General features: G+C 70.7%; 20 protein-coding genes. 7 read left to right on the forward strand and 13 right to left on the reverse strand.

The genetic code is table 11. The annotated features are described in order from the left end of the window. Positions 1 to 58 precede the first annotated feature (58 nt). From argG to QNO26_RS00255, 5 genes are all read right to left on the reverse strand, one after another. Complete coding sequence (gene argG, locus QNO26_RS00235) at positions 59 to 1,492, reverse strand: argininosuccinate synthase (protein ID WP_257638579.1); 1,434 nt, start codon at positions 1,490 to 1,492, stop codon at positions 59 to 61. A gap of 45 nt (positions 1,493 to 1,537) precedes the next feature. Further along, complete coding sequence (locus QNO26_RS00240; protein WP_257638580.1) at positions 1,538 to 2,209, reverse strand: peptidylprolyl isomerase; 672 nt, start codon at positions 2,207 to 2,209, stop codon at positions 1,538 to 1,540. 94 nt (positions 2,210 to 2,303) lie between these two features. After that, positions 2,304 to 3,131, reverse strand: coding sequence for a MetQ/NlpA family ABC transporter substrate-binding protein (locus tag QNO26_RS00245; protein ID WP_257532615.1), 828 nt, complete (start codon positions 3,129 to 3,131; stop codon positions 2,304 to 2,306). Between the two features lie 22 nt (positions 3,132 to 3,153). Continuing rightward, positions 3,154 to 3,870, reverse strand: a complete 717-nt coding sequence (locus tag QNO26_RS00250) for a methionine ABC transporter permease (protein WP_257532617.1) — start codon at positions 3,868 to 3,870, stop codon at positions 3,154 to 3,156. Further along, the gene (locus tag QNO26_RS00255; RefSeq protein ID WP_257638581.1) at positions 3,867 to 4,853 is read right to left on the reverse strand and encodes a methionine ABC transporter ATP-binding protein; all 987 of its coding nucleotides are present in this window, start codon (positions 4,851 to 4,853) and stop codon (positions 3,867 to 3,869) included. Before QNO26_RS00255 ends, QNO26_RS00250 begins: the two co-directional genes overlap by 4 nt. A gap of 188 nt (positions 4,854 to 5,041) precedes the next feature. Here QNO26_RS00255 and QNO26_RS00260 point away from each other — a divergent pair, with 188 nt between their 5' ends. Then, entirely contained in the window at positions 5,042 to 6,328 is a 1,287-nt protein-coding gene (locus QNO26_RS00260; RefSeq protein WP_257532621.1) for an adenylosuccinate synthase, read from the forward strand. Then, entirely contained in the window at positions 6,328 to 7,683 is a 1,356-nt protein-coding gene (locus tag QNO26_RS00265; protein ID WP_257532623.1) for a lactonase family protein, read from the forward strand. The genes QNO26_RS00260 and QNO26_RS00265 overlap by 1 nt, the downstream gene beginning before the upstream one ends. A 479-nt stretch (positions 7,684 to 8,162) precedes the next feature. Here QNO26_RS00265 and QNO26_RS00270 read toward each other — a convergent pair whose 3' ends face one another. Further along, the gene (locus QNO26_RS00270; protein WP_306816617.1) at positions 8,163 to 9,290 is read right to left on the reverse strand and encodes an AI-2E family transporter; all 1,128 of its coding nucleotides are present in this window, start codon (positions 9,288 to 9,290) and stop codon (positions 8,163 to 8,165) included. 103 nt (positions 9,291 to 9,393) lie between these two features. Here QNO26_RS00270 and QNO26_RS00275 point away from each other — a divergent pair, with 103 nt between their 5' ends. Beyond that, complete coding sequence (locus QNO26_RS00275; RefSeq protein WP_257532624.1) at positions 9,394 to 9,690, forward strand: chorismate mutase; 297 nt, start codon at positions 9,394 to 9,396, stop codon at positions 9,688 to 9,690. A 79-nt stretch (positions 9,691 to 9,769) separates the two neighbouring features. Here the strand turns inward: QNO26_RS00275 and QNO26_RS00280 are convergent, their stop codons facing one another. Genes QNO26_RS00280 through QNO26_RS00290 form a run of 3 tightly spaced genes read right to left on the reverse strand, consistent with a single transcriptional unit; the run spans position 9,770 to position 11,759 of the window. After that, a complete protein-coding gene (locus QNO26_RS00280; RefSeq protein ID WP_257532626.1) occupies positions 9,770 to 10,465 on the reverse strand; it encodes a hypothetical protein in 696 nt (231 codons plus the stop codon). Beyond that, a complete protein-coding gene (locus QNO26_RS00285; protein WP_257532628.1) occupies positions 10,462 to 11,382 on the reverse strand; it encodes an ABC transporter ATP-binding protein in 921 nt (306 codons plus the stop codon). Before QNO26_RS00285 ends, QNO26_RS00280 begins: the two co-directional genes overlap by 4 nt. Further along, on the reverse strand, positions 11,379 to 11,759 hold the full coding sequence (locus tag QNO26_RS00290; protein ID WP_257532629.1) for a GntR family transcriptional regulator: 381 nt from the start codon (positions 11,757 to 11,759) through the stop codon (positions 11,379 to 11,381). The genes QNO26_RS00285 and QNO26_RS00290 overlap by 4 nt, the downstream gene beginning before the upstream one ends. A 333-nt stretch (positions 11,760 to 12,092) precedes the next feature. Between QNO26_RS00290 and QNO26_RS00295 the strand changes: the two genes are divergently transcribed. The 3 genes from QNO26_RS00295 to QNO26_RS00305 all read left to right on the forward strand — a co-directional run bounded on the left by QNO26_RS00295 (position 12,093) and on the right by QNO26_RS00305 (position 15,348). Next, positions 12,093 to 13,433 (forward strand): quaternary amine ABC transporter ATP-binding protein, encoded by a 1,341-nt coding sequence (locus tag QNO26_RS00295; RefSeq protein ID WP_257532631.1) that lies wholly within the window; start codon positions 12,093 to 12,095, stop codon positions 13,431 to 13,433. Next, entirely contained in the window at positions 13,430 to 14,314 is an 885-nt protein-coding gene (locus QNO26_RS00300; protein WP_257532633.1) for an ABC transporter permease, read from the forward strand. Before QNO26_RS00295 ends, QNO26_RS00300 begins: the two co-directional genes overlap by 4 nt. Positions 14,315 to 14,442: 128 nt before the next feature. Next, on the forward strand, positions 14,443 to 15,348 hold the full coding sequence (locus tag QNO26_RS00305) for a glycine betaine ABC transporter substrate-binding protein (protein WP_257532635.1): 906 nt from the start codon (positions 14,443 to 14,445) through the stop codon (positions 15,346 to 15,348). Between the two features lie 46 nt (positions 15,349 to 15,394). Here QNO26_RS00305 and QNO26_RS00310 read toward each other — a convergent pair whose 3' ends face one another. The 4 genes from QNO26_RS00310 to purL are packed head-to-tail and all read right to left on the reverse strand — an operon-like array spanning position 15,395 to position 19,564. Next, on the reverse strand, positions 15,395 to 16,138 hold the full coding sequence (locus QNO26_RS00310; RefSeq protein WP_257532638.1) for a hypothetical protein: 744 nt from the start codon (positions 16,136 to 16,138) through the stop codon (positions 15,395 to 15,397). A 9-nt stretch (positions 16,139 to 16,147) separates the two neighbouring features. Next, entirely contained in the window at positions 16,148 to 17,032 is an 885-nt protein-coding gene (locus tag QNO26_RS00315; protein ID WP_257532639.1) for a hypothetical protein, read from the reverse strand. A gap of 46 nt (positions 17,033 to 17,078) precedes the next feature. Next, a complete protein-coding gene (locus QNO26_RS00320; RefSeq protein WP_257532640.1) occupies positions 17,079 to 17,210 on the reverse strand; it encodes a hypothetical protein in 132 nt (43 codons plus the stop codon). Further along, entirely contained in the window at positions 17,207 to 19,564 is a 2,358-nt protein-coding gene (gene purL / locus QNO26_RS00325) for a phosphoribosylformylglycinamidine synthase subunit PurL (protein WP_257532643.1), read from the reverse strand. Before purL ends, QNO26_RS00320 begins: the two co-directional genes overlap by 4 nt. Before the next feature lie 149 nt (positions 19,565 to 19,713). Here purL and QNO26_RS00330 point away from each other — a divergent pair, with 149 nt between their 5' ends. Further along, positions 19,714 to 20,661, forward strand: coding sequence for a zinc-binding dehydrogenase (locus tag QNO26_RS00330; RefSeq protein ID WP_257532645.1), 948 nt, complete (start codon positions 19,714 to 19,716; stop codon positions 20,659 to 20,661). Positions 20,662 to 20,733 lie beyond the last annotated feature (72 nt).

Here is a 20,733-nt window from a genome sequence, read left to right on the forward strand (position 1 = left end):
GGCGCATGCCGGGGGTCGGGATGCCGGTGCGGCTTGCTCCCGCCCGGTCAGCGGCGGATCAGTCGGCGCCGAAGTCGAACGACGCCGACTCGGAGGCCTCGTCGACCGCGTCGAGATCGCGGCGGTCGTCTGCGGCGCCGTCGGCGGTGATCTCCTGAGCCCCGCCCTTCTCCAGCGTGCCGACGAGCTCGCCCGTCGCCCCGCCGATGAGGCCCAGGCCGGCGTACTGCTCGAGGCGCGAGCGGGAGTCGGCGATGTCGAGGTTGCGCATCGTGAGCTGCCCGATGCGATCGGTGGGCCCGAAGGCGGAGTCGCCGACGCGCTCCATCGACAGCTTCTCGGGGTGGTACGACAGCGTCGGGCCGGTGGTGTCGAGCACCGTGTAGTCCTCGCCGCGGCGCAGCCGCAGCGTGACCGAGCCGGTCACGGCCGATCCGACCCAGCGCTGGATCGACTCGCGCAGCATCAGCGACTGCGGCTCGAGCCAGCGGCCCTCGTACATCAGCCGGCCGAGGCGCCGGCCCTGCTCGTGGTAGGTGGCGAGGGTGTCCTCGTTGAGGATGGCGTTCACGAGGCGCTCGTAGGCGGTGAACAGCAGGGCCATGCCGGGGGCTTCGTAGATGCCGCGCGACTTCGCCTCGATGATGCGGTTCTCGATCTGGTCGCTCATGCCCAGGCCGTGGCGGCCGCCGATGCGGTTGGCCTCGAACACCAGCTCCACCGGGTCGACGTACTCGACGCCGTTGAGCGCGACGGGACGACCGGCCTCGAAGGTGACGGTGACGTCCTCGGTGTCGATCTGCACTGCGGGGTCCCAGAAGCGCATGCCCATGATGGGCTCGACGGTCTCGAGCGACACGTTGAGGTGCTCCAGCGTCTTGGCCTCGTGGGTGGCGCCCCAGATGTTGGCATCCGTCGAGTACGCCTTCTCGGCGGAGTCGCGGTAGGGGAAGCCGTGGGCGACGAGCCATTCGCTCATCTCGGTGCGGCCGCCCAGCTCCGTGACGAAGTCGGCGTCGAGCCAGGGCTTGTAGATGCGCAGGCTCGGGTTGGCGAGCAGGCCGTAGCGGTAGAACCGCTCGATGTCGTTGCCCTTGTAGGTGGAGCCGTCGCCCCAGATGTCGACGCCGTCCTCCTTCATGGCGCGCACCAGCAGCGTGCCGGTGACGGCACGGCCCAGCGGCGTGGTGTTGAAGTAGGTGCGCCCGCCGCTGCGGATGTGGAAGGCGCCGCAGGCCAGGGCGACGAGGCCCTCTTCGACCAGCGCCGTCTTGCAGTCGACCAGGCGGGCGACCTCGGCGCCGTACTCGAGGGCGCGGCCGGGGATGGCCTCGATGTCGGTCTCGTCGGGCTGGCCGAGGTCTCCGGTGTAGGTGCAGGGCACGGCGCCCTTGTCACGCATCCAGGCGACGGCGACGGACGTGTCGAGTCCTCCGGAGAAGGCGATGCCGACGCGTTCGCCGACGGGCAGGGACTGAAGGACCTTCGACATGGAGTCCAGTCTACCGAGCGCGGCGATGCCGCCTGAGCCGGGGCGTCAGCCGATGACGACGTCGGTGATGGTCACCGGGGTGGCCGGCGGTCCGTCGGGAGCCCCGCCCTCGGCGCCGGCGGCGGCGATCTGCTGGACGACCTCCAGGCCCGCGGCATCCATCTGTCCGAACACCGTGTAGTTCGGCGGCAGCTGGGTGTCCTCGTAGACGAGGAAGAACTGCGAGCCGTTGGTGTCGGGTCCGGCGTTGGCCATGGCGACGGTGCCGGCGGGATAGGTCTCGGTGCCGTCGAGCTCGTCGGCGTAGCTGTAGCCGGGGCCGCCGCGGCCGGTGCCGCTGGGGTCACCGCACTGCAGCACGAAGATGCCGGAGGTCGTGAGGCGGTGGCAGGTGGAGTCGTCGTAGTAGCCCTGCTCGGCCAGCGCGACGAAGCTGCCCACGGTGCACGGGGTGCGGTCCGCGTCGAGGGTGACGGCGATGGGCCCCGCGGAGGTCTCGAGGGTGGCGGACACGTCGCCCGCGACGGTCGGTTCCGCCGGCGGGGCTTCGACGTCGCGCACGGCGCCGGCGGCCTCGGTGTAGACGCACGTGGCCGCGTCGGCGCCCGCCGTGGGGGTGGGTTCTGCGATGGCGTCGGTGTCGTCGGCGCCCGCGCACCCGGCGAGCACGAGCAGGGAGGCGGCGAGCAGCGGCAGGGCGAGCAGACGGGAGCGCATGGGTCTCAGCGTACGGCGGGGCCGCCGCCCGCTCCACGCCGACGGCCCCGCTCAGGGGTGAGCGGGGCCGTCGGGCGTGCGGAGGAGGCGGGTGTCAGCCCACGACGGGGACGACCAGGCCGCCCCACTGCTCGACCTCGAAGTCGGCGGTCTCCTGCGACGTGAGCAGCTCGTAGAGCGCCTCGATGCGGGGGTCGTCGACGAGGTCGGGGCGGGTCGCCAGCACGTTGTAGTACGGGCTCGACTCGCCCTCGAGCAGGATCGCCTGGTCGCCGGTGAGGCCGGCCGGCAGGGCGAACGAGATGGTGACGAACGCGGCATCCACGTCGGGCAGTGCCTGCGGCAGCGTGGCGTTCTCGATCTCGGTGAAGCGGAAGTCTCGCGGGTTGGCGGTGATGCCGCTGAGGTCGACGACGTCGTCGGTGACCTCGATGAGCCCTTCGTCGGCGAGCAGCTTCAGCGCACGCCCCTCATTGGTGGGGTCGTTCGGGATGGCGATGGTCGCGCCGTCCTCGAGCTCGTCGAGGCTGTCGACCTTGTCGGAGTAGAAGGCGGCACTGGGCAGGTAGGCCTGTCCGACGCTGACGAGATCGGAGCCGGTGGCCTCATTGAAGGTCTCGAGGAACGTGGAGTTCTGGAAGAGGTTCGCGTCGATCGAGCCGTCGGCCAGCGCCGTGTTGGGCGTGTTGTAGTCGGTGAACGGCACGAACTCGATCGTCAGTCCCACCTCGGCGGCGCCGTTCTCGGCGATGTGCTGCAGGATGTCGCCGGCCGGGGTCTGCAGGGCGCCGACCTTGATCGTGCCGAGACCGTCGGATGCCGCGGTGTCGCTGTCGGCGGACGTGCCGCCGGCGCAGGCGGTGAGAACGAGGGCTGCGGCGGCGACGGCTGCCAGCAGCGGGATGCGGGGGGTGCGGGACATGGGGGTGGTTCCTCTCGGGCGTTCAGACGGCGGCGACGCGGGGGCGGCGCGGACGGGACGGACTGCGGCGGGCGAGGCGGCGGGCGCCCCAGCTGGCCAGCGACTGCAGCGCCATGACGATGGCGAAGATGATGACGATGACGGCGACGATGTGGATCCAGCTGTACTGCTGGTAGCCGTAGCGGATCGCGACGTCGCCGAGCCCGCCGCCAGCGACCGTGCCGACCATGGCGGAGAAGTTGATGATCGAGGTGACGGTCGTCGACAGGCCGAGCAGCATCGGGGCTGCGGCCTCGGGCAGCAGCACCTTCGTCACCAGCTCCCAGCGGCTCGCGCCCAGCGACGAGGCGACCTCGAGCAGGCCGGGATCGACCTCCTTGATCGCGATCTCGACCATGCGGGCGAAGAACGGGATGGCCACCATCGACAGCGGGACGATGGCAGCGGTCGGGCCGATGAACGTTCCCACGATGAGGCGCGTGACCGGGATGAGCGCCACCATCAGGATGATGAACGGTACCGAGCGGCCGAGGTTCACCACGAAGTCCAGCAGCCGGTTGACCACGACAGCGGCGGTGCGCGAGCCGAACAGGCGGTCGAGGAATCGTCCTTCCTCGGTGCCGACGAGGACCACACCCAGCGGCAGGCCGACGATCACCGTGACCGCCAGCGCGACCCCGACCATGTACAGCGTCTGACCCGTGGCGACCCACAGGACCTGCAGCAGCTGATCGTTCATACGAGCACGCCTTCCTGAAGCACGTCGACGAGCAGTTCCTGCGCGCGCAGGTCGGCGATGACGGCCGCCGCGGCGGTGGCGGGGATCTCCAAGCGCGTGCGGCCGGCCTGGGTGCCGCCGATCTGCTCGATCAGCGCACCGAGGATCGACACGTCCACGTCGTGATCGCGGGCCAGGCGCGCGATCACGGGGCGGTCGGCGGTACCGCCGGCGAAGGTGATGTCGATGACGGTGGCATCCGGCGCCACGGTCGGGGGGATCGGGCCGAGGGGGAACAGCTGGGCGGTCAGTCGCGATGCGGGGGTGCGGATGAGGTCCACCAGCCGCCCGCTTTCGACGACGCGGCCGGCCTCGATGAGGGCGGCCGAGTGGCACACCGCCTTCACGACGTCCATCTCGTGGGTGATCAGCAGCACTGTGAGACCGAGCTCCGCGTTGATCTTGCGGTACAGGTCGAGGATCGACGCGGTGGTCTCGGGGTCGAGGGCGCTGGTGGCTTCGTCGGACAGCAGCACCGACGGGTTGGCGGCGAGGGCGCGGGCGATGCCGACGCGCTGCTGCTGTCCGCCGGAGAGTTCGTGCACCGAGGCGTCGCCGCGGTGGCCGAGGCCGACGAGGTCGAGCATCTCCTGGGCGCGGGCGCGCCGCTGGGCGCGCGGGGTGCCGTCGAGTTCGAGGGCGAGTTCGACGTTGCCGCGCACGCTGCGGCTGCCGAGCAGGTTGAAGCGCTGGAAGACCATGCCGATCCGCCGACGGGCGGCCCGCAGGTCGGCATCGCGCAGCGCGGTCAGCTCGGTTCCGTCGACGGCCACGGTCCCGGCATCCGGGCGCTCGAGCAGGTTGACGATGCGGGCGAGGGTGCTCTTGCCGGCGCCGCTCTGCCCGACGATCCCGAAGACCTCGCCGCTGGGGATCCGCAGCGATACGTCGTCGACCGCGACGAGGTCGCCGAAGCGCTTCGTGACGTGTTCGAGGGTGATCATGCGCTGTCTCCGGCCTTGTCCGAGGCCCGCATCGCCGGGCGGCGGCGAAGGGGCCGGATTCGATCCAATCGGGCGCGGCGGCGGGCCGAAAATCGCGTTACGCCCCGTGTCGGTCCGCTGCCGGCCGGGGGCGCGGCGGTGGGGGTCGATAGGATGGGTTCTCACCGTCCACTAACGGGGGAGCAGCCATGCCAGGCATCGTGATCGTCGGCGTCCAATGGGGAGACGAGGGCAAGGGCAAGGCCACTGACCTCCTCGGGGAGCGCACCGACTGGGTCGTCAAGTTCAACGGCGGCAACAACGCCGGCCACACCGTCGTCATCGGCGACGAGAAGTACGCCCTGCACCTGCTGCCCAGCGGCATCCTGTCACCGGGCGTCAACGCGGTCATCGGCAACGGCGTCGTCGTGGACCTCGAGGTGCTGTTCGCCGAGCTCGAAGCGCTGCAGGCCCGCGGGCTCGACACGTCCCGGCTGCGGGTGAGCGCCAACGCGCACATCATCACCCAGTACCACCGCACCCTCGACAAGGTCACCGAGCGCTTCCTCGGCAAGCGCCAGATCGGCACCACCGGCCGCGGCATCGGGCCGGCATACGCCGACAAGATCAACCGTGTCGGCATCCGCGCGCAGGACCTGTTCGACGAGAACATCCTGCGGCAGAAGGTGGAGGGCGCCCTCGACCAGAAGAACCATCTGCTGGTGAAGGTGTTCAACCGCCGCGCGATCACGGTCGACGAGATCGTCGACGACCTGCTGTCGTATGCCGAGCGGCTGCGCCCCATGGTGAGCGACACCGGTCTGCTGCTGAACAACGCGCTCGACGCGGGCGACGTCGTCGTCTTCGAGGGCGGCCAGGCCACCATGCTCGACGTCGACCACGGCACCTACCCGTTCGTGACGTCGTCGTCGGCGACGGCCGGCGGTGCCGCCACCGGCTCCGGCGTCGGCCCGAACCGTCTGGACCGCATCGTCGGGATCGTGAAGGCCTACACGACGCGCGTGGGGTCGGGTCCGTTCCCCACCGAGCTGTTCGACGAGCAGGGCGAGTGGCTGCGCTCGCGCGGCTTCGAGTTCGGCACCACGACCGGCCGCCCGCGCCGCGTCGGCTGGTACGACGCTCCCATCACCCGGTACGCCACCCGCATCAACGGCATCACCGACCTGGTGCTGACGAAGCTCGACATCCTCACCGGACTCGACCGCATCCCGGTCTGCGTCGCGTACGACGTCGACGGGCGCCGGTTCGACGAGGTGCCGGTGAACCAGTCGGACTTCCACCACGCCAAGCCGGTGCTCGAGTACATGCCGGGCTGGAGCGAGGACATCTCGACCGCCCGCACCTTCGAGGATCTGCCGCAGGCCGCGCAGGACTACGTGCTCGCGCTCGAGGCCATGAGCGGCACGCGCATCTCGGTCATCGGCGTGGGGCCCGCCCGCGACGCGGTGATCGTGCGCCACGACCTCGTCGACTGATGCGGTTCCTCGTCGGCGGGTACACGGCCGACATGCGGGGCGAGGCCCGCGGTGTCGGCGTGCTGCGCGCCGGTGAGGCGGATTCCGCCTCGGCCGGGGGCCCGCTCGCGTTCGAGGGCGAGGCGGTGGATGCCGCCGGGTCGCCGTCGTGGCTCACGTGGCATCCCGCATTTCCCGTCGTCTATGCGGCGATGGAGGGGGCGGGCACCGTGCAGGCGTTCCGTCGCTCGGGCGCCACGGGGCTCGTGCGGCACGGGGCTCCCCTCGCAGTCGGCGAGGCGCCGTGTCATGTGGCGGTCGCGCCCGACGGGTCCTCGCTCATCGCCAGCTGCTGGGGTGATGGACGGGTCGTGCGCGTGCGACTCGACGCCGACGGCCGCCCGGAAGGTGGCGGGGCCATCGCGGCAGCGGCCGCCGCGCGGGATCCGTATGCCGACGGCGGAATGGGCATGGCGCTCGGGGTGCCGCGGGGGACGTCGGCGACACTCGTGCCGGGTGTGCCCGGTGTGCACGGTGTGCCGGGTGCGTCGGCGGATGCCGCGGACGAGGACGAGCAGCGGGATCTGGCCGCTGCGGCGCGCGCGCTGCGCGAGGTCGCCGGGGCGGAGTTCTCGCATCTCGTGCCCGATTATGCGATGCCCGACGACTCGGCGCTCGGCGCGCATGGTCTCGGCGACGTCGCAGGTGCTCGCGGAGCGCTCACCGATGCCGACCGCTCGCCGGAGCGCGAGGGCGAGCCGGGCGGAGAGGCTGCCCGCACGTCGCGCGCGCATCAGGCGCTGTTCCTTCCGCGGGGAGTGCTGGCTGCGACCGACATGGGGCTCGACCTCGTGCGGTTCTGGCGTGCGACCGAGGGTGGCGGGTCGCGGGCGCTGCCCGACGTGGTGCTGCCTCGGGGCAGTGGGCCGCGCCACATGGTCTGGCATCCGAGCGGTCACCTCTATGTCGTCACCGAGCTGTCGCGAGAGGTGTTCGTGCTCGCCCCCGACGCCTCGGGTGCGTGGCGTCTTGTGTCGGGCGGGCCGTTGTCGCCGGCAACCCTGGCCTCGGATACCGCGGCCGAGGTCTGCCTCTCGCGGGATGGGCAGTTCGTGTACGCGGGCGTCCGTGGGAGTGACACCCTCGCCGTGCTGCGCGTGCGCGGCGACGGGTCGGAGCTCGTGCCGGTCGCCCTCGCGGATGCCGGCGTTGCCGGTCCCCGCCATCACACCATCGTGCTCGACACGCTGCTCGTGGCCGGGCAGGCGTCGGGCGAGGTCGCCGGGCTGACGCTCGATGTGCGCACGGGGGTGCCCGGCCGGGCGCGGGTGCGCACGGCGGTGCCGACGCCGACCTGTCTCGTGCCCCTGCGCTGACGCTCGATCACTCTCCGCCCGCCCCCCGCGCCCGCCGCCCGCGCCCGCCGCCCGCCGCCCGCCGCCCGCGCGCGGCGCCGGTGCTCGCTGCGCCCGAAAGGTCGAGCATCGCTCGATTTCTCATGTGAGTTCCCGCCCACACATGTCGGGTGGACCCGCGCCGGCGCGGGTCTGGCGAGGGTCGCTCTCGGTGCACTGCGGCGCGCCGCAGATGGGGGGCGTCGCTGTCCCCGACGCCGTGCATGCCCGACCACTGCCGAACTCACGGACGACGCGACGGAGCACGCCCGTCGTGGTCATGTGAGTTCCTGCTCACACGCATGTTGGCGACGCGAGCAGGCTGTCGACAGGCGCCAGCATCGTGTGAGCGGCAACTCACATGAGAAATCGAGACGATGTCTGCGGTCCGCGGTCCGCGGTCTGCGGTCTGCGGTCTGCGGTCTGCGGGCGGTGGGCGGGAGCGGGAGGCGGCGCGGGCGCTATTGGAGCTTCGCGTCCTGCCGCGGGATCCACACCTGTTTGATGATCAGCAGGATCGACGCCGTCACGGGGATCGCGATGAGGGCGCCGAGCAGGCCCAGCAGCGTCCCGCCGACCAGCGCGCCGATGACCACGAGCGCCCCCGGCACCGAGATCGCCCGATTCATGACACGCGGGGTGAGGACATATGCTTCGATCTGCATGTAGAGGAGATAGCCGATTCCGAAGACCAAGGCCGCCAGCGGGCTCGAGAACAGGGCGAGCCCCGTCGCGAGCACCCAGTAGGCCACGGGTCCCACGAGCGGGATGATCGTGAGGAAGAACGCGATGACGGTCATCAGCGCCGGGAACGGCAGCCCGAGCAACAGGTGCAGGATCAGCGCCACGACCGAATTGAAGAACGCCAGGATCACCATGCCCATCAGGTAGGCGCCGATCGACTCGGTGATCTCGTCGGTCAGGCCGGCCACCTTGCTGCGGCTGCGTGCGGGGGTGAGTCGCACGAACGACCGCTTCATCGTGTCGAGCGAGGCGAGGAAGTACAGCGACAGCACCAGCACGATCACGACGCCCGAGATCGTCGTGGCGATCGAGACCCCGACCTGCAGCACCCCGCCGCCGATGGAAGCGAGGTTGGACGGGTTCGTGATGAAGTTCTGCACGTCGGTGACGAGCGTGCCGATCTGGTCGCTGAATCGAGCCGTGAGCCACGCGTAGACGTCGGACTTCTGGAAGTCGGAGAACAGTGAGGGCACGCTGTCGACGAACTGCTTCACCTGAGAGGCGACGGTCGGGATGACCACCCACAGCAGGCCCGCGATGACCAGCGCGAACCCGGCGAACACGATGACGATGCCCCAGGCGCGCGGCACCTTGCGGTGCTCCAGCCACCTCACGATCGGGTTGAGGCCCAGAGCCGCGAACAGCGCGAAGGCGACGTAGATGAGAATCGTCGACAGGTTCGAGATCGCCAACCCCAGCAGGAACGCCGTGAGGCCGCCCAGGGTGAGGAGGAACCCGAGCGCGAAGGGGCTCGACACGTTCATCGAGCGCCGCCCCGGGTCTGCGTCGGCGCGTGGCGTGACCGCGCTGTTCGCGACGGGCGGGTTGGCGGGGGCGTCGCTCATGGGGACACTCTAGGGGCGGTCGACCGGTCGTGGCAGGGGACGCCCGGTGCCACGCTGCGGGGCCGGCGCTGCCCCGCCGGTAGGGTCGAACGAGGAGGATGCCATGACCGACGAAGACCCCACGACGACGCTGACGCGCCTGCGCAGCAGCATCGACAACATCGACGCCGCACTCATCTTCATGCTCGCCGAGCGCTTCCGCTGCACGAAGCAGGTCGGCATCCTCAAGGCCGAGCATGGGATGCCGGCATCCGACCCCTCCCGCGAGGAGCAGCAGGTCGCCCGGCTGCGCCGCCTGGCCGAAGAGGCCGACCTCGACCCCGAGTTCGCCCAGAAGTGGTTCACGTTCGTCGTGGCCGAGGTCATCCGCCACCACGCCGCCGCCGCCGACGAGCGGTGATCGCAGCCGGCCGCGACGGGCGCCGGAACGGCGAACGCCCCGAGCCGAAGCCCGGGGCGTCCGACGCGCCGATCAAGCGTCAAGGCACCGCGCGGCGAAGCGTGCGCCAGGAGATCACGGCCAGCACCGCGATGAGGGCGACGCCCCACAGGGCCAGCCCCAGCGCCCCCTGCGCGACGAACCACTCGGCGAACGCGCCCCAGGACTGCGTCTGCGTGATCAGCCAGGCCAGGGCCACCAGCGCGAGAGCCAGTGCGACCAGCACCACGGTGAGCCACAGGTTGCCGAACCGCTTGTAGATCGTCGCGCCCCAGAAGCCACACACGAAGAACAGCAGCGCCAGCACGAAGAACACGAACCCCGCGGCGAGAGGTCCCGCCTCCCACACCCACGGCAGGTAGAAGAAGTACCCGTTCATGCCCCACCCGTCGGTGGCCTGCTCGAGCAGCCCGCCGACCACGAACACCAGACCCAGCAGAGCGGAGGTGAGCACCGCGGTGAGCACGGTGCCGGCGTAGAACTCCCGCCGGGTCACACTCATCGCCTGCGAGAACGGGAACGTGAGGGTCAGAGCCTGAATGCCGACCACCCCGAAGTACCACAGCGGCGCCTGCGCGCCACCCCCGTACTTCGGGCCTGCCACACCGGCGTACTCCAGGATCCCGTAGATGGCCAGCGTGATCACCAGGGAGCCCGCCAGCACAAGGAGCGGCACCCAGATGTAGGTCAGCCGGTTCACCAGCTGCATCCGGACGACATTGATGGTGCGGCTCATTGCAGTGCTCCTTCGTCGATCGGCGTCGACGCCGATGCCGCCGTATCCGCGGCGTGCTGGGTGACGCGCACGATCAGCTGCTGCAGCGACACGGCGCCCACATCCAGCCCCTGTGCTGCCAGAGCCGCACGCTCGGCGTCGGTGAGGGTGCCGAGCACCGTGACACTCGACACGCGGCCCAGGCTCTCCCGGTGGATCACCTCGCGGCCCGCGACGAACGCCTCGACCGCTGCCGTGTTCCCCACGATCGTGGCCGCACGGTCGCGCACGGCGTCAGTCGACTCGTCCATGATGATCCTGCCTCGATCGATCACCAGCACCCGCTCGATCAGATTCGCCACCTCGTCGATCAGATGGCTGGACAGGATCACCGTGCGCGGGTGCTCGGTGTAGTCCTCGAGCAGCCGGTCGTAGAAGATCTGGCGCGCGACGGCATCCAGGCCCAGGTAGGGCTCGTCGAAGAACGTGATCTCCGCACGCGCGGCGAGCCCGATGATCACTCCGACGGCGGAAAGCTGACCGCGGGAGAGCTTCTTGATCCGCGTCTTCAGCGGCAGCTGGAAGTCCTCGATGAGGCGCTCGGCGAACTCCTGGTCCCAGTTCGGGAAGAACAGGCGGGCGGTGTCGAACGCGTGCTTGGGCAGCGCGTCGTCGGGGTACTTCTGGCCCTCACGGACGAAGCACATGCGCTGCAGGACGCCCGCGTTCTCGTAGGGATCCTCGCCGAAGATGCGCACCTCGCCGGACGTGGCGAAGTTCTGCGCGGTGAGGATCGACATGACCGTCGTCTTGCCCGCGCCGTTGCGGCCGAGGAGACCGTAGATGGTGTCCTTCTCAATCTCGAAGCTCACGTCGTCTACCGCGAGTGTCTCGCGGTAGCGCTTCGTGAGGTTCTGCACCTCGATGACGGGAGTCATCGTGCCGTCCCTTCTCCTGTGGTGGTGTACCTGCGCTGGATGAGCGCGGTGAGGTCGTCGGCGCCGAGGCCCAGAGCGCGGGCTTCGGCCAGCAGCGGATCGATGTAGCGGTCGGCGAAGGCCGCGCGGCGCTCGCCGCGCAACTGCTCGCGCGCCCCCGGGGCGACGAACATGCCGATGCCGCGGCGCTTGTAGAGCACGCCCTTGTCCACGAGCATGTTCACTCCTTTCGCCGCCGTGGCGGGGTTGATGCGGTGGAACGCAGCGAGCTCATTGGTCGATGGCACCTGGCCCTCTTCCGGAAGGCTGCCGTCGACGATGGCATCCTCGATGCTCTCGGCGATCTGCAGGAAGATGGCCCTGCCGTCTTCGATCACGGTGCTCCGTCCGCTGGTTCATTACTTGACTAATTAACCATGCAACGGGTGAGCGGCCAATGTCAAGCCCTTCTGTGAGGCGGTTTTGCGAACGCTGTGGACGCCCCGATACGGTGGAGGAGGACCATGAGGTCCGCGAGACCAGTCCGCGGTCGCCCCCCTTCGCCCGATCGGGACGGGCGAGCGTATGGTCGGCGGTCTGGGCCGCGCACCCGATGTGCGCGTCGCCGGAGCGCCTCGGTCGGTCGCCAGACGGCGGCGCGAGCCCGGGGTGCCGATGACCGTCACCCGGGCGTGACCGATGCGGCCGCGTGCGGCCGCCGAGGTGACCACGTGACCGCTGCTGCCCCCGCTGTCGAAGCGAAGAACCTGTTCAAGGTGTTCGGCCGCAACCCGAAGGATGCCGTCAAGCGGCTGCGTGCGGGACAGAGCCGCACCGACGTGGCCGACGCCGGAACCGCCGCGGTCATCGACGCGAGCTTCACCGTGCAGCCGGGCGAGATCTTCGTGATCATGGGCCTGTCCGGCTCCGGCAAGTCCACGATCATCCGCATGCTCAACGGCCTGCTGGAGCCGACCGCCGGCGAGGTGCTCGTGCAGGGGCGCAGCGTCACCGGCGCATCGGCCGGGGAGCTGCGCGGCATCCGCCGGCAGTCGATCTCGATGGTGTTCCAGCACTTCGCGCTGCTGCCGCACCGCACCGTGATCGACAACGCCGCCTACGCGCTCGAGATTCAGGGGGTCGCCAAAGCCGAGCGGCGTCGCCGCGCGCAGGAGATCCTCGACAAGGTCGGCCTCGCCGACCGCGCCGAGGCCATGCCCGACGAGCTGTCGGGCGGCATGCGGCAGCGCGTGGGCCTCGCCCGCGCCCTCACCGCCGGCACCGACATCCTGCTGATGGACGAGGCGTTCTCGGCCCTGGACCCGCTCATCCGGCGTGAGATGCAGGAGCAGCTGGTCGAGCTGCAGCGCGAGCTCGGCCGCACGATCGTCTTCATCACCCACGACCTCAACGAGGCGATGTTCCTCGGCGACCGCATCGCCGTCATGCGCGATGGGCGCATCGTGCAGAACGGCACGCCGGAGGAGATCCTGACCGACCCCGCGAACGACTACGTCGCGCAATTCGTGCAGGACGTCGACCGTGCCCGGGTGCTCACGGCATCCGCCGTCATGGAGCCCGCGCACGCCACCACGCCCCTCAGCGCCGGACTGCGCGGCGCGCTGCGCTCGCTGCGCGAACTGCAGGCCGGATCCGTGTTCGTGACCGAGAACCGGCGGCTGCTCGGCGTCGTCAGCGATCGCCGCGTGATCCGGGCGATCAAGGCCGGCGAAACCGACCTGCGCGCGATCGTCGACGCCTCGGTGCCGACCGTCTCGCCCGACGACCCCCTGACCGACGTCGTCGAACGCGCTGTCGAGACCACCGTGCCGGTGCCCGTCGTCGACGACGCCGGGCGCCTGGTGGGCCTCATCCCGCGTGTGACGCTGCTGGCCGCGCTGGGTAACGTGCCGGCGACGACCCAGGCGCTGCCGGTCATCGAGCCCGCCCCGTCGGTGCCGCAGGCCGACCTCGTGGCCTCGCTGGCCGAGCTGGGCCAGGCCGAAGCGGATGCCGCGGCGGAGGCCGATGCCGCCGACCTCGCCGCCGCGGCGAAGGGGGCAGACCGATGATCGACCTGCGCCTTCCCCTCGGCGAGATCGCCGAGACCTTCGTCCGCTGGCTCATCGACACGTTCGGGTGGCTCTTCAACGGGCTGCGCTCCCTGTTCCTCGCCGTCTACGACGCGCTGGAGTGGACGCTGCAGACCCCGCCGTTCTGGGCTGTGATCATCGTGCTGGCGGCGCTCGCCTTCTGGGCGAAGGGCCCGTGGCTGGCCGCCGGCACCACCGTGGGGCTGCTCGTCATCGTCGGCGTCGACCAGTGGGACAACGCGATGCAGTCGCTCGCCCTCGTCATCGTCGCGTCGGTGATCGCGCTGGCCCTCGGCATACCGCTGGGCATCTGGGCCGCCCGCAGCGACACGGTCTCGACCGTGGTGCGACCGGTGCTGGACTTCCTGCAGACCATGCCCGCGTTCGTGTACCTCATCCCCGCGCTCATGCTCTTCCGCGTCGGCGTCGTGCCCGGCATCGTCGCGACGATCCTGTTCGCCCTCGCCCCCGGCGTGCGTCTGACCGAGCTCGGCATCCGCGGCGTCGACCGCGAGGTCGTCGAGGCCGGCCATGCCTTCGGCGCGTCGCCCGGCCGCATCCTGCGGCAGATTCAGCTGCCCCTGGCGCTGCCGAGCATCATGGCCGGCGTCAACCAGGTGATCATGCTGAGCCTGTCGATGGTGGTCATCGCCGGCATGGTCGGCGCGCGCGGCCTGGGCGGCGACGTGGTGCAGAGCCTGCAGAAGATCGACATCGCCCTCGGCGTCGAAGCCGGACTCTCGGTCGTGATCATCGCGATGATCCTCGACCGCATGACCTCCGCCCTCGCCGTGCGCGGCTCGAGCCGAGGCGCGCGCACCGCGCGCACGCGGCGGCCGCTGGCCGCGGCATCCGCCTGACGCCGCCGGGCCCTGGGCCCATCCGGCCCTGAGACTTGCGAGCTCATCACTCGCGGGGGGCGCGGAGACTCCGTGCCCGACCACAACGACCGCTTCGCGCACAGCATGCGAAGGGAGAGGAAGTCACGATGACCAAGAGAAACACGATCCTGGGGGCGCTCGCGCTCACGTCGGCCGCGGCCCTGACGCTCACCGGCTGCGCCGGCGGGTCCGACAGCACCGGCTCCGAAGGGGATGCCGCAGCAGACCGCCCCATCACGATCGCCGTCTTCAACGGCTGGGACGAGGGCATCGCCGCGTCCGAGCTGTGGAAGGCCGTGCTCGAGGAGCAGGGCTATGAGGTCGAGCTGGAGTACGCCGACCCCGCCGCCGTGTACAACGGCATCGCCAGCGGCGACTACGACGTGACGCTGGACACCTGGCTGCCGCTGACCCACGCCGACTACATCGAGGAGTACGGCGATGACATGGTCGACCTCGGCGCCTGGAACACCGAGGCGAAGCTGACCTTCGCCGTCAACGAGGACGCGCCGATCGACTCGATCGAGGAGCTCGCCGACAACGCCGACCTGTTCGGCAGCACGATCTACGGCATCGAGTCGGGCTCGGGTCTGGCGACCGTCACCGACTCGGCCGTCATCCCCGGGTACGGGCTCGAGGGCTTCGACCACGTGACGTCGTCGACCCCGGCCATGCTGACCGAGCTCGACACCGCGACGCGGGCGGGCGAGAACATCCTCGTGACGCTGTGGCGTCCGCACTGGGCGTACGACGCCTTCCCGATCAAGGACCTCGAGGACCCGAAGGGCCTGCTCGGCGACGCCGAGGGCATCCACTCCTTCGCGTCGACGTCGTTCGAGCAGGACTTCCCCGAGGTGTTCGCGTGGCTGAGCGCCTTCGAGATGGACAGCGAGACGCTGTACTCCCTCGAGAACGTGATGTTCAACGAGAACGACAGCGACGACTACGAGTCGATCGTCGCCGACTGGATGGCGGCGAACGAGGAGTACGTCTCCTCTCTCACCACGGAGTGAGCACCCGTGGCGCGCATCCTTTCACGGGGGTGCGCGCCACGATCACTCATGGGGCGTCGGGGGCGGGGGTGGAGCCGCGCGGGAGTTCCAGCGAGACCTTCGTCTTCAGCACGTCGATCGCCTCGTCCGACAGCGCGATCAAGCCGTTGAGCTCCTCGCGCACCCGCTTGTAGGCCGTCTGCCGTTCGGACGAGCTCGCGGCCTGATCCACCGCCACCGACAGCAGCTGCTGCGCCGTCGCGAGCCGCTTGCGCTCCCCTTCGGTGAACGAGGAGTCCCGCACCCGCCGCGCCTCGCGTTCGGCCAGGTCGAAGGCGACCTCGAACTCCGTCACCGCCGCGCGGTACTCGTTCAGCTCCTCCGCCGTGACCTTCGCCTTCGCCGACGGCGGCCGCAGCCGGTCGGCGGTCTTCTTCGCCCGCAGGAACGCCGCGGTCATCGGCTCCCGCCCGTCGCTCATCGTGGGAAACGCGATGAGCTTGGCCACATCGAGTTCGTACTCCAGCCACCGCTGCGTCACCGCGTCGTGCGCGGCGAAGAGCTGCTCCACCTGGCTCGGCTCGGGTGCCGGGCGCATGATCGCGGTGGGGACGGATGCCGTCGCCACCGGCCGCGCCCGCGCCGCGGCCTGCGCAGCCTTCAGCTCGCTCTTGGCGCGCAGCACCTCGAGCCGTCGCTTGTGCCGGCGCTTCGCCGCTTGCTCCCAGGCACGCCCGAGGCCGCCGAACACGCCCGCGAGCGGAAAGGCCAGCCACCAGTAGTTGCCGAGGAAGCGGAACAGTTCGTCCACGGTGTCATGCTAGCGGGGCGTTTCGCCGCCCGACGCCGGCCGCTCCCCTCCCGGAGAAGGGCGAGGGCTGCGGGAGGGCACCGGCCAGACCGGTGCCGAGCGCGATGCCGGAGCACCCGGGGTCGCACCATGAGTCGCGCCGGTCGCGCCGGTCGCGCCGACGGCCGGCCGCGTGCCCGATCCGGTCACCCCGGGTGCCGCCGACCGACCGCCGACCCCGGGCAGGTTCGCCCGCGCGGCCCGCTGCGCATCGCGCTCGGCGGTCGCGAACGCCGCCTCCAGCGCCCGCACCGCGCGGCGATAGGCCACGAACGTCTCCGGGCTCATCCGGTCCCGCGCCGACGCCGGCCGCAGCGCATGGGCGTCGCGCTGCGCCTGCAGAAAGGCGAGGGTGTACGGATGCCGGGACTCGAGCATCTGCGGGAACGCGAGCGCCCGCGCGGCATCCGTCTCGTACTCCAGCCAGCGCGCAGTGACCGCGTCATGCTCGGCCATGAGCCGCTCGAGAGGCAGCGGGGCTGACCGCCCGGCGGCGCTGTACCCTGCCCGCACCGCCTTGACCCTGCTGCGGCTGGCACGCAGCTCCAGCATCGCCTGCTTCTCGGCCCGCTTGGCGGCCTGCAGCGCGCGACGGGCCTCGGACATCGGCGACAGCGACGCGATCCCGTCCCGCGCCTTCGCGCTCAGCACATCGGCCTGGGCTGCCCGGACGCGGGCGCGTGCCGCCTGCCGCGCGCGGAAAGCCAGCAGCTCCTCATGGCGTGCGGCGTCGAGCTCCAGCCGCCGCGCCCGCCGCCGGCCGGTCGTCAGCGCGCCGTAGCCGATTGCTCCCGCGCCTGCGGCGGCAGGGGCGATCCACCACCACGACTCCATGACCAGGAGGACGGACTCCATCACGCCATGCTAGTCGCCGTGCCAGACGGTGCGCCGAGCGCCCTGCTCAGCCGAAGAGCAGGGCGATGACGGTCGATCCGCCGCCGACGAGGATCAGCGCGCCGATCACGATCCACGCCACGATCTTCATGCGGCGCTGACGGCCCTGGCCGAACGAGCCGTAGTCGTCGTCGCTCATGCCCGGTCCTCCGTCGCCGTCGCCGCGGCCGGCTCGGCCACCGTCGCACCGAAGAGGGCCGGCAGCGTCGCCTGCGATACCGCGCGCAGGTCGCTCGCCGTCACGGTGAACACATCCTGCACCTCGAGGGCCGGCTCGTCGCCGTCGCCGGGGGCGTCGGTCACGCCGATGCGCAGCACCGGGTAGCCCCGGCCGTCGCACAGGCCGCGGAACTTCACGTCGTCCTCACGCGGCACGGTCACCACGACGCGGCCGGTCGACTCGGAGAACAGCGCGGTCGCGGCATCCACCCCGTCGCGCTCCATGATCTCCCGCAGCCACACGCGGGCGCCGACGCCGAAGCGCATGACGCCCTCGGCGAGCGTCTGGGCGAGACCGCCGCCCGAGACGTCGTGGGCGCTGGAGACCAGCGACTGCAGGGATGCCGCGTGCAGCAGGTCGGCCAGGCGCTTCTCGGCGGCGAGGTCGACCTTCGGCGGACGGCCGCCCAGGTGCCCGTGGATCGTGCCCGCCCACTGCGAGCCGCTCAGCTCGGTGGCGGTGACGCCGAGGAGGTAGATGTTCTCGCCGGCATCCTGCCAGCCGCTCGGGATGCGCCGGGCGACGTCGTCGATGATGCCGAGCACGCCCACGACCGGGGTCGGGTAGATGGGGGTGTCGCCGGTCTGGTTGTAAAACGACACGTTGCCGCCGGTGACGGGCACGCCGAGCTCGAGGCAGGCGTCGGAGAGCCCGTCGACGGTCTGCGAGAACTGCCACATGACCTCGGGGTTCTCGGGGCTGCCGAAGTTGAGGCAATCGGTCACCGCGGTGGGAACGGCGCCGGTGACGGCGACGTTGCGGTACGCCTCGGCGAGGGCGAGCTTCGCGCCTTCGTAGGGGTCGAGCTGGCAGAAGCGGCTGTTGCAGTCGGTGGCGATGGCGAAGCCCAGGCCCGACTCCTCATCGACGCGGATCATGCCGGCGTCGTCGGGGAAGCTCAGCGCGGTGTTGCCCATCACGTAGTAGTCGTACTGGTTGGTCACCCACGACGTGTCGGCGAGGTTGGGGCTCGCGACGAGCGTCAGGAACTGCCGGCGCAGCTCTTCGGGGTCGTCGGTGCGCGGCAGGGCCGAGGCGGAGTCTTCGCGGAGCGCGTCGATCCAGGTGGGGTAGGCCACGGGGCGGTCGTAGACGGGCCCGTCGACGGCGACCGTCGAGGGATCGACGTTGACGATCTCCTCGCCGTGCCAGAAGATCTGCAGCCGGCCGTCGCCGGTGACCTCGCCCAGCACGCTGGTCTCCACGTCCCACTTGCCCGTGACGGCGAGGAACGCGTCGAGCTTCTCCGGCGCGACGATCGCCATCATGCGCTCCTGGCTCTCGCTCATGAGGATCTCCTCGGGCGTGAGCGTGGGGTCGCGCAGCAGCACGTTCTCCAGATCCACGCGCATGCCCGACCCGCCGTTGGCGGCCAGCTCGCTCGTGGCGCAGGAGATGCCGGCGGCGCCGAGGTCCTGGATCGCCTCGACGAGCTCGCCCCGGTACAGCTCCAGGCAGCACTCGATGAGCACCTTCTCGGCGAAGGGGTCGCCGACCTGCACCGCGGGGCGCTTGGTGGGTCCGCCGTCGGCGAAGGTGTCGGATGCCAGGATCGAGGCTCCGCCGATGCCGTCACCGCCGGTGCGGGCGCCGAAGAGCACGACCTTGTTGCCGGGGCCGGACGCGTTGGCGAGCTTGAGGTCCTCGTGGCGCAGCACGCCGACGGCGAGGGCGTTCACGAGGGGGTTGCCCTGGTAGACGGCGTCGAAGACCGTCTCGCCGCCGATGTTCGGCAGGCCCAGGCAGTTGCCGTAGAACGAGATGCCCGACACGACGCCGTGCACGACACGGGCGGTGTCGGGGTTCTCGACGGCGCCGAAGCGCAGCTGGTCCATGACGGCGACCGGCCGCGCGCCCATCGAGATGATGTCGCGCACGATGCCGCCGACGCCGGTGGCGGCGCCCTGGAAGGGCTCGATGTAGCTGGGGTGGTTGTGGGACTCGACCTTGAAGGTCACCGCCCAGCCTTCGCCCACGTCGACGACGCCGGCGTTCTGACCCATGCCCACCATGAGGCGGGTCTTCATCTCGTCGGAGACCTTCTCGCCGAAGCGGCGCAGGTAGATCTTGCTCGACTTGTAGGAGCAGTGCTCGCTCCACATGACGGAGTACATCGCCAGCTCGCCCGAGGTGGGGCGGCGGCCGAGGATCTCGCGGATCTTCGCGTACTCGTCGGGCTTCAGCCCGAGAGCGGCGTACGGCTGCTCCCTGTCGGGGGTGGCGACCGCGTTCTCGACGGTATCGGCGACAGAGGTCGAAGAGGGCGTGGTCACGCGGCTGGACTCCAGAAGACGAGGGGATGCCGGACGGGGTCCATCCTAGTCTCCCGGTGCTTTTCCCCGGTGCCCATCGCAGCCCCCTACCCGGGCTCTGCGTAGCGTGAAGGCAAGCCCGAAAGGGACGCGAACATGAAGGAGCAGCCATGAAAGCCTGGCAGTTCACCGGAACCCATGAACCCCTCGTGCTGAACGAGGTGCCCGAGCCGACCGCGGGGCCGGGTGAGGTGCTGCTGAAGATGACGGCGGCGGGCCTCTGCCACTCCGACGTGGGGGTGCTCGGGGACGAGGGCTGGCTCTCGATGCTGGCGAAGCTGCCGATCACGCTCGGCCACGAGAACGCCGGCGTCATCGAGGCGCTGGGCGAGGGGGTGACCGGCTACGCCGTGGGAGACCGCGTCGCCGTGTGCCCGACCACGGCCGCCGGAGCGCCCGGTTACGGCTACGACGGCGGGTTCGCCGAGAAGATGGCCGTCGCCGCCGAGGCGCTCGTGCCGATCCCCGATGAGGTCGACGACGTCTACGGCGCGGCGGCGACGGATGCCGGCATGACCTCCCACGCCGCCGTCATCACCAACGGCGGGGTGAAGGCGGGAGACACCGTCGGCATCATCGGCCTGGGCGGCCTCGGCCAGATCGGCGCCCGCGTGGCGGTGCTCGCCGGTGCCACGGTGTACGTCGCCGAGGTCAACGAGGCGGTCTGGCCGCTGGCCGAGGAGATCGGCGCGGCGGGCGTCGCGGCATCCATCGCCGACTTCGACGGTGTCGTGTTCGACGTGATCGTCGACTTCGCCGGATTCGGCACGACCACCGCCCAGGCGGTCGACGCGATCCGTCGGGACGGCACCGTCGTCGTCGTGGGCATGGGGCGGCTCGAGGCGACCATCAGCACGAAGTCGCTCATCCTCAGCCAGTGCATCCTGCGGGGCTCCAACGGCGGCACCAAGGAGGACATCGCCGGCGTCTACGAGTACATGAAGACGGGGCAGCTGAAGCCGGAGGCCACGACGATCCGCTTCGACGAGATCGGCGAAGGGCTGCAGCGCCTGCACCGCGGCGAGGTGAAGGGGCGTCTGGTCGCGACGTTCGACTGAGGCTCACCCGGGGGCGGCGCAGTCGCGCCGCCCCCGGGCACTTCCCCTCGCCGTGTGAGCAGCCACATCACC

This window comes from Microbacterium sp. zg-Y1090 (assembly GCF_030246945.1).
Taxonomy (GTDB): Bacteria; Actinomycetota; Actinomycetes; order Actinomycetales; family Microbacteriaceae; genus Microbacterium; species Microbacterium wangruii.

What these genes read in the sequence shown, in the direction of transcription:
- QNO26_RS00275 (WP_257532624.1), top strand. Translation starts at nt 9,394, where the DNA reads ATGACCGACGAAGACCCCACGACGACGCTGACGCGCCTGCGCAGCAGC.
- QNO26_RS00255 (WP_257638581.1), bottom strand. Translation starts at nt 4,853, where the DNA reads ATGATCACCCTCGAACACGTCACGAAGCGCTTCGGCGACCTCGTCGCG.
- QNO26_RS00270 (WP_306816617.1), bottom strand. Translation starts at nt 9,290, where the DNA reads ATGAGCGACGCCCCCGCCAACCCGCCCGTCGCGAACAGCGCGGTCACG.
- QNO26_RS00260 (WP_257532621.1), top strand. Translation starts at nt 5,042, where the DNA reads ATGCCAGGCATCGTGATCGTCGGCGTCCAATGGGGAGACGAGGGCAAG.
- QNO26_RS00265 (WP_257532623.1), top strand. Translation starts at nt 6,328, where the DNA reads ATGCGGTTCCTCGTCGGCGGGTACACGGCCGACATGCGGGGCGAGGCC.
- argG (WP_257638579.1), bottom strand. Translation starts at nt 1,492, where the DNA reads ATGTCGAAGGTCCTTCAGTCCCTGCCCGTCGGCGAACGCGTCGGCATC.
- QNO26_RS00245 (WP_257532615.1), bottom strand. Translation starts at nt 3,131, where the DNA reads ATGTCCCGCACCCCCCGCATCCCGCTGCTGGCAGCCGTCGCCGCCGCA.
- QNO26_RS00240 (WP_257638580.1), bottom strand. Translation starts at nt 2,209, where the DNA reads ATGCGCTCCCGTCTGCTCGCCCTGCCGCTGCTCGCCGCCTCCCTGCTC.
- QNO26_RS00305 (WP_257532635.1), top strand. Translation starts at nt 14,443, where the DNA reads ATGACCAAGAGAAACACGATCCTGGGGGCGCTCGCGCTCACGTCGGCC.
- QNO26_RS00320 (WP_257532640.1), bottom strand. Translation starts at nt 17,210, where the DNA reads ATGAGCGACGACGACTACGGCTCGTTCGGCCAGGGCCGTCAGCGCCGC.
- QNO26_RS00300 (WP_257532633.1), top strand. Translation starts at nt 13,430, where the DNA reads ATGATCGACCTGCGCCTTCCCCTCGGCGAGATCGCCGAGACCTTCGTC.
- QNO26_RS00285 (WP_257532628.1), bottom strand. Translation starts at nt 11,382, where the DNA reads ATGACTCCCGTCATCGAGGTGCAGAACCTCACGAAGCGCTACCGCGAG.
- QNO26_RS00250 (WP_257532617.1), bottom strand. Translation starts at nt 3,870, where the DNA reads ATGAACGATCAGCTGCTGCAGGTCCTGTGGGTCGCCACGGGTCAGACG.
- QNO26_RS00315 (WP_257532639.1), bottom strand. Translation starts at nt 17,032, where the DNA reads ATGGAGTCCGTCCTCCTGGTCATGGAGTCGTGGTGGTGGATCGCCCCT.
- QNO26_RS00330 (WP_257532645.1), top strand. Translation starts at nt 19,714, where the DNA reads ATGAAAGCCTGGCAGTTCACCGGAACCCATGAACCCCTCGTGCTGAAC.
- QNO26_RS00280 (WP_257532626.1), bottom strand. Translation starts at nt 10,465, where the DNA reads ATGAGCCGCACCATCAATGTCGTCCGGATGCAGCTGGTGAACCGGCTG.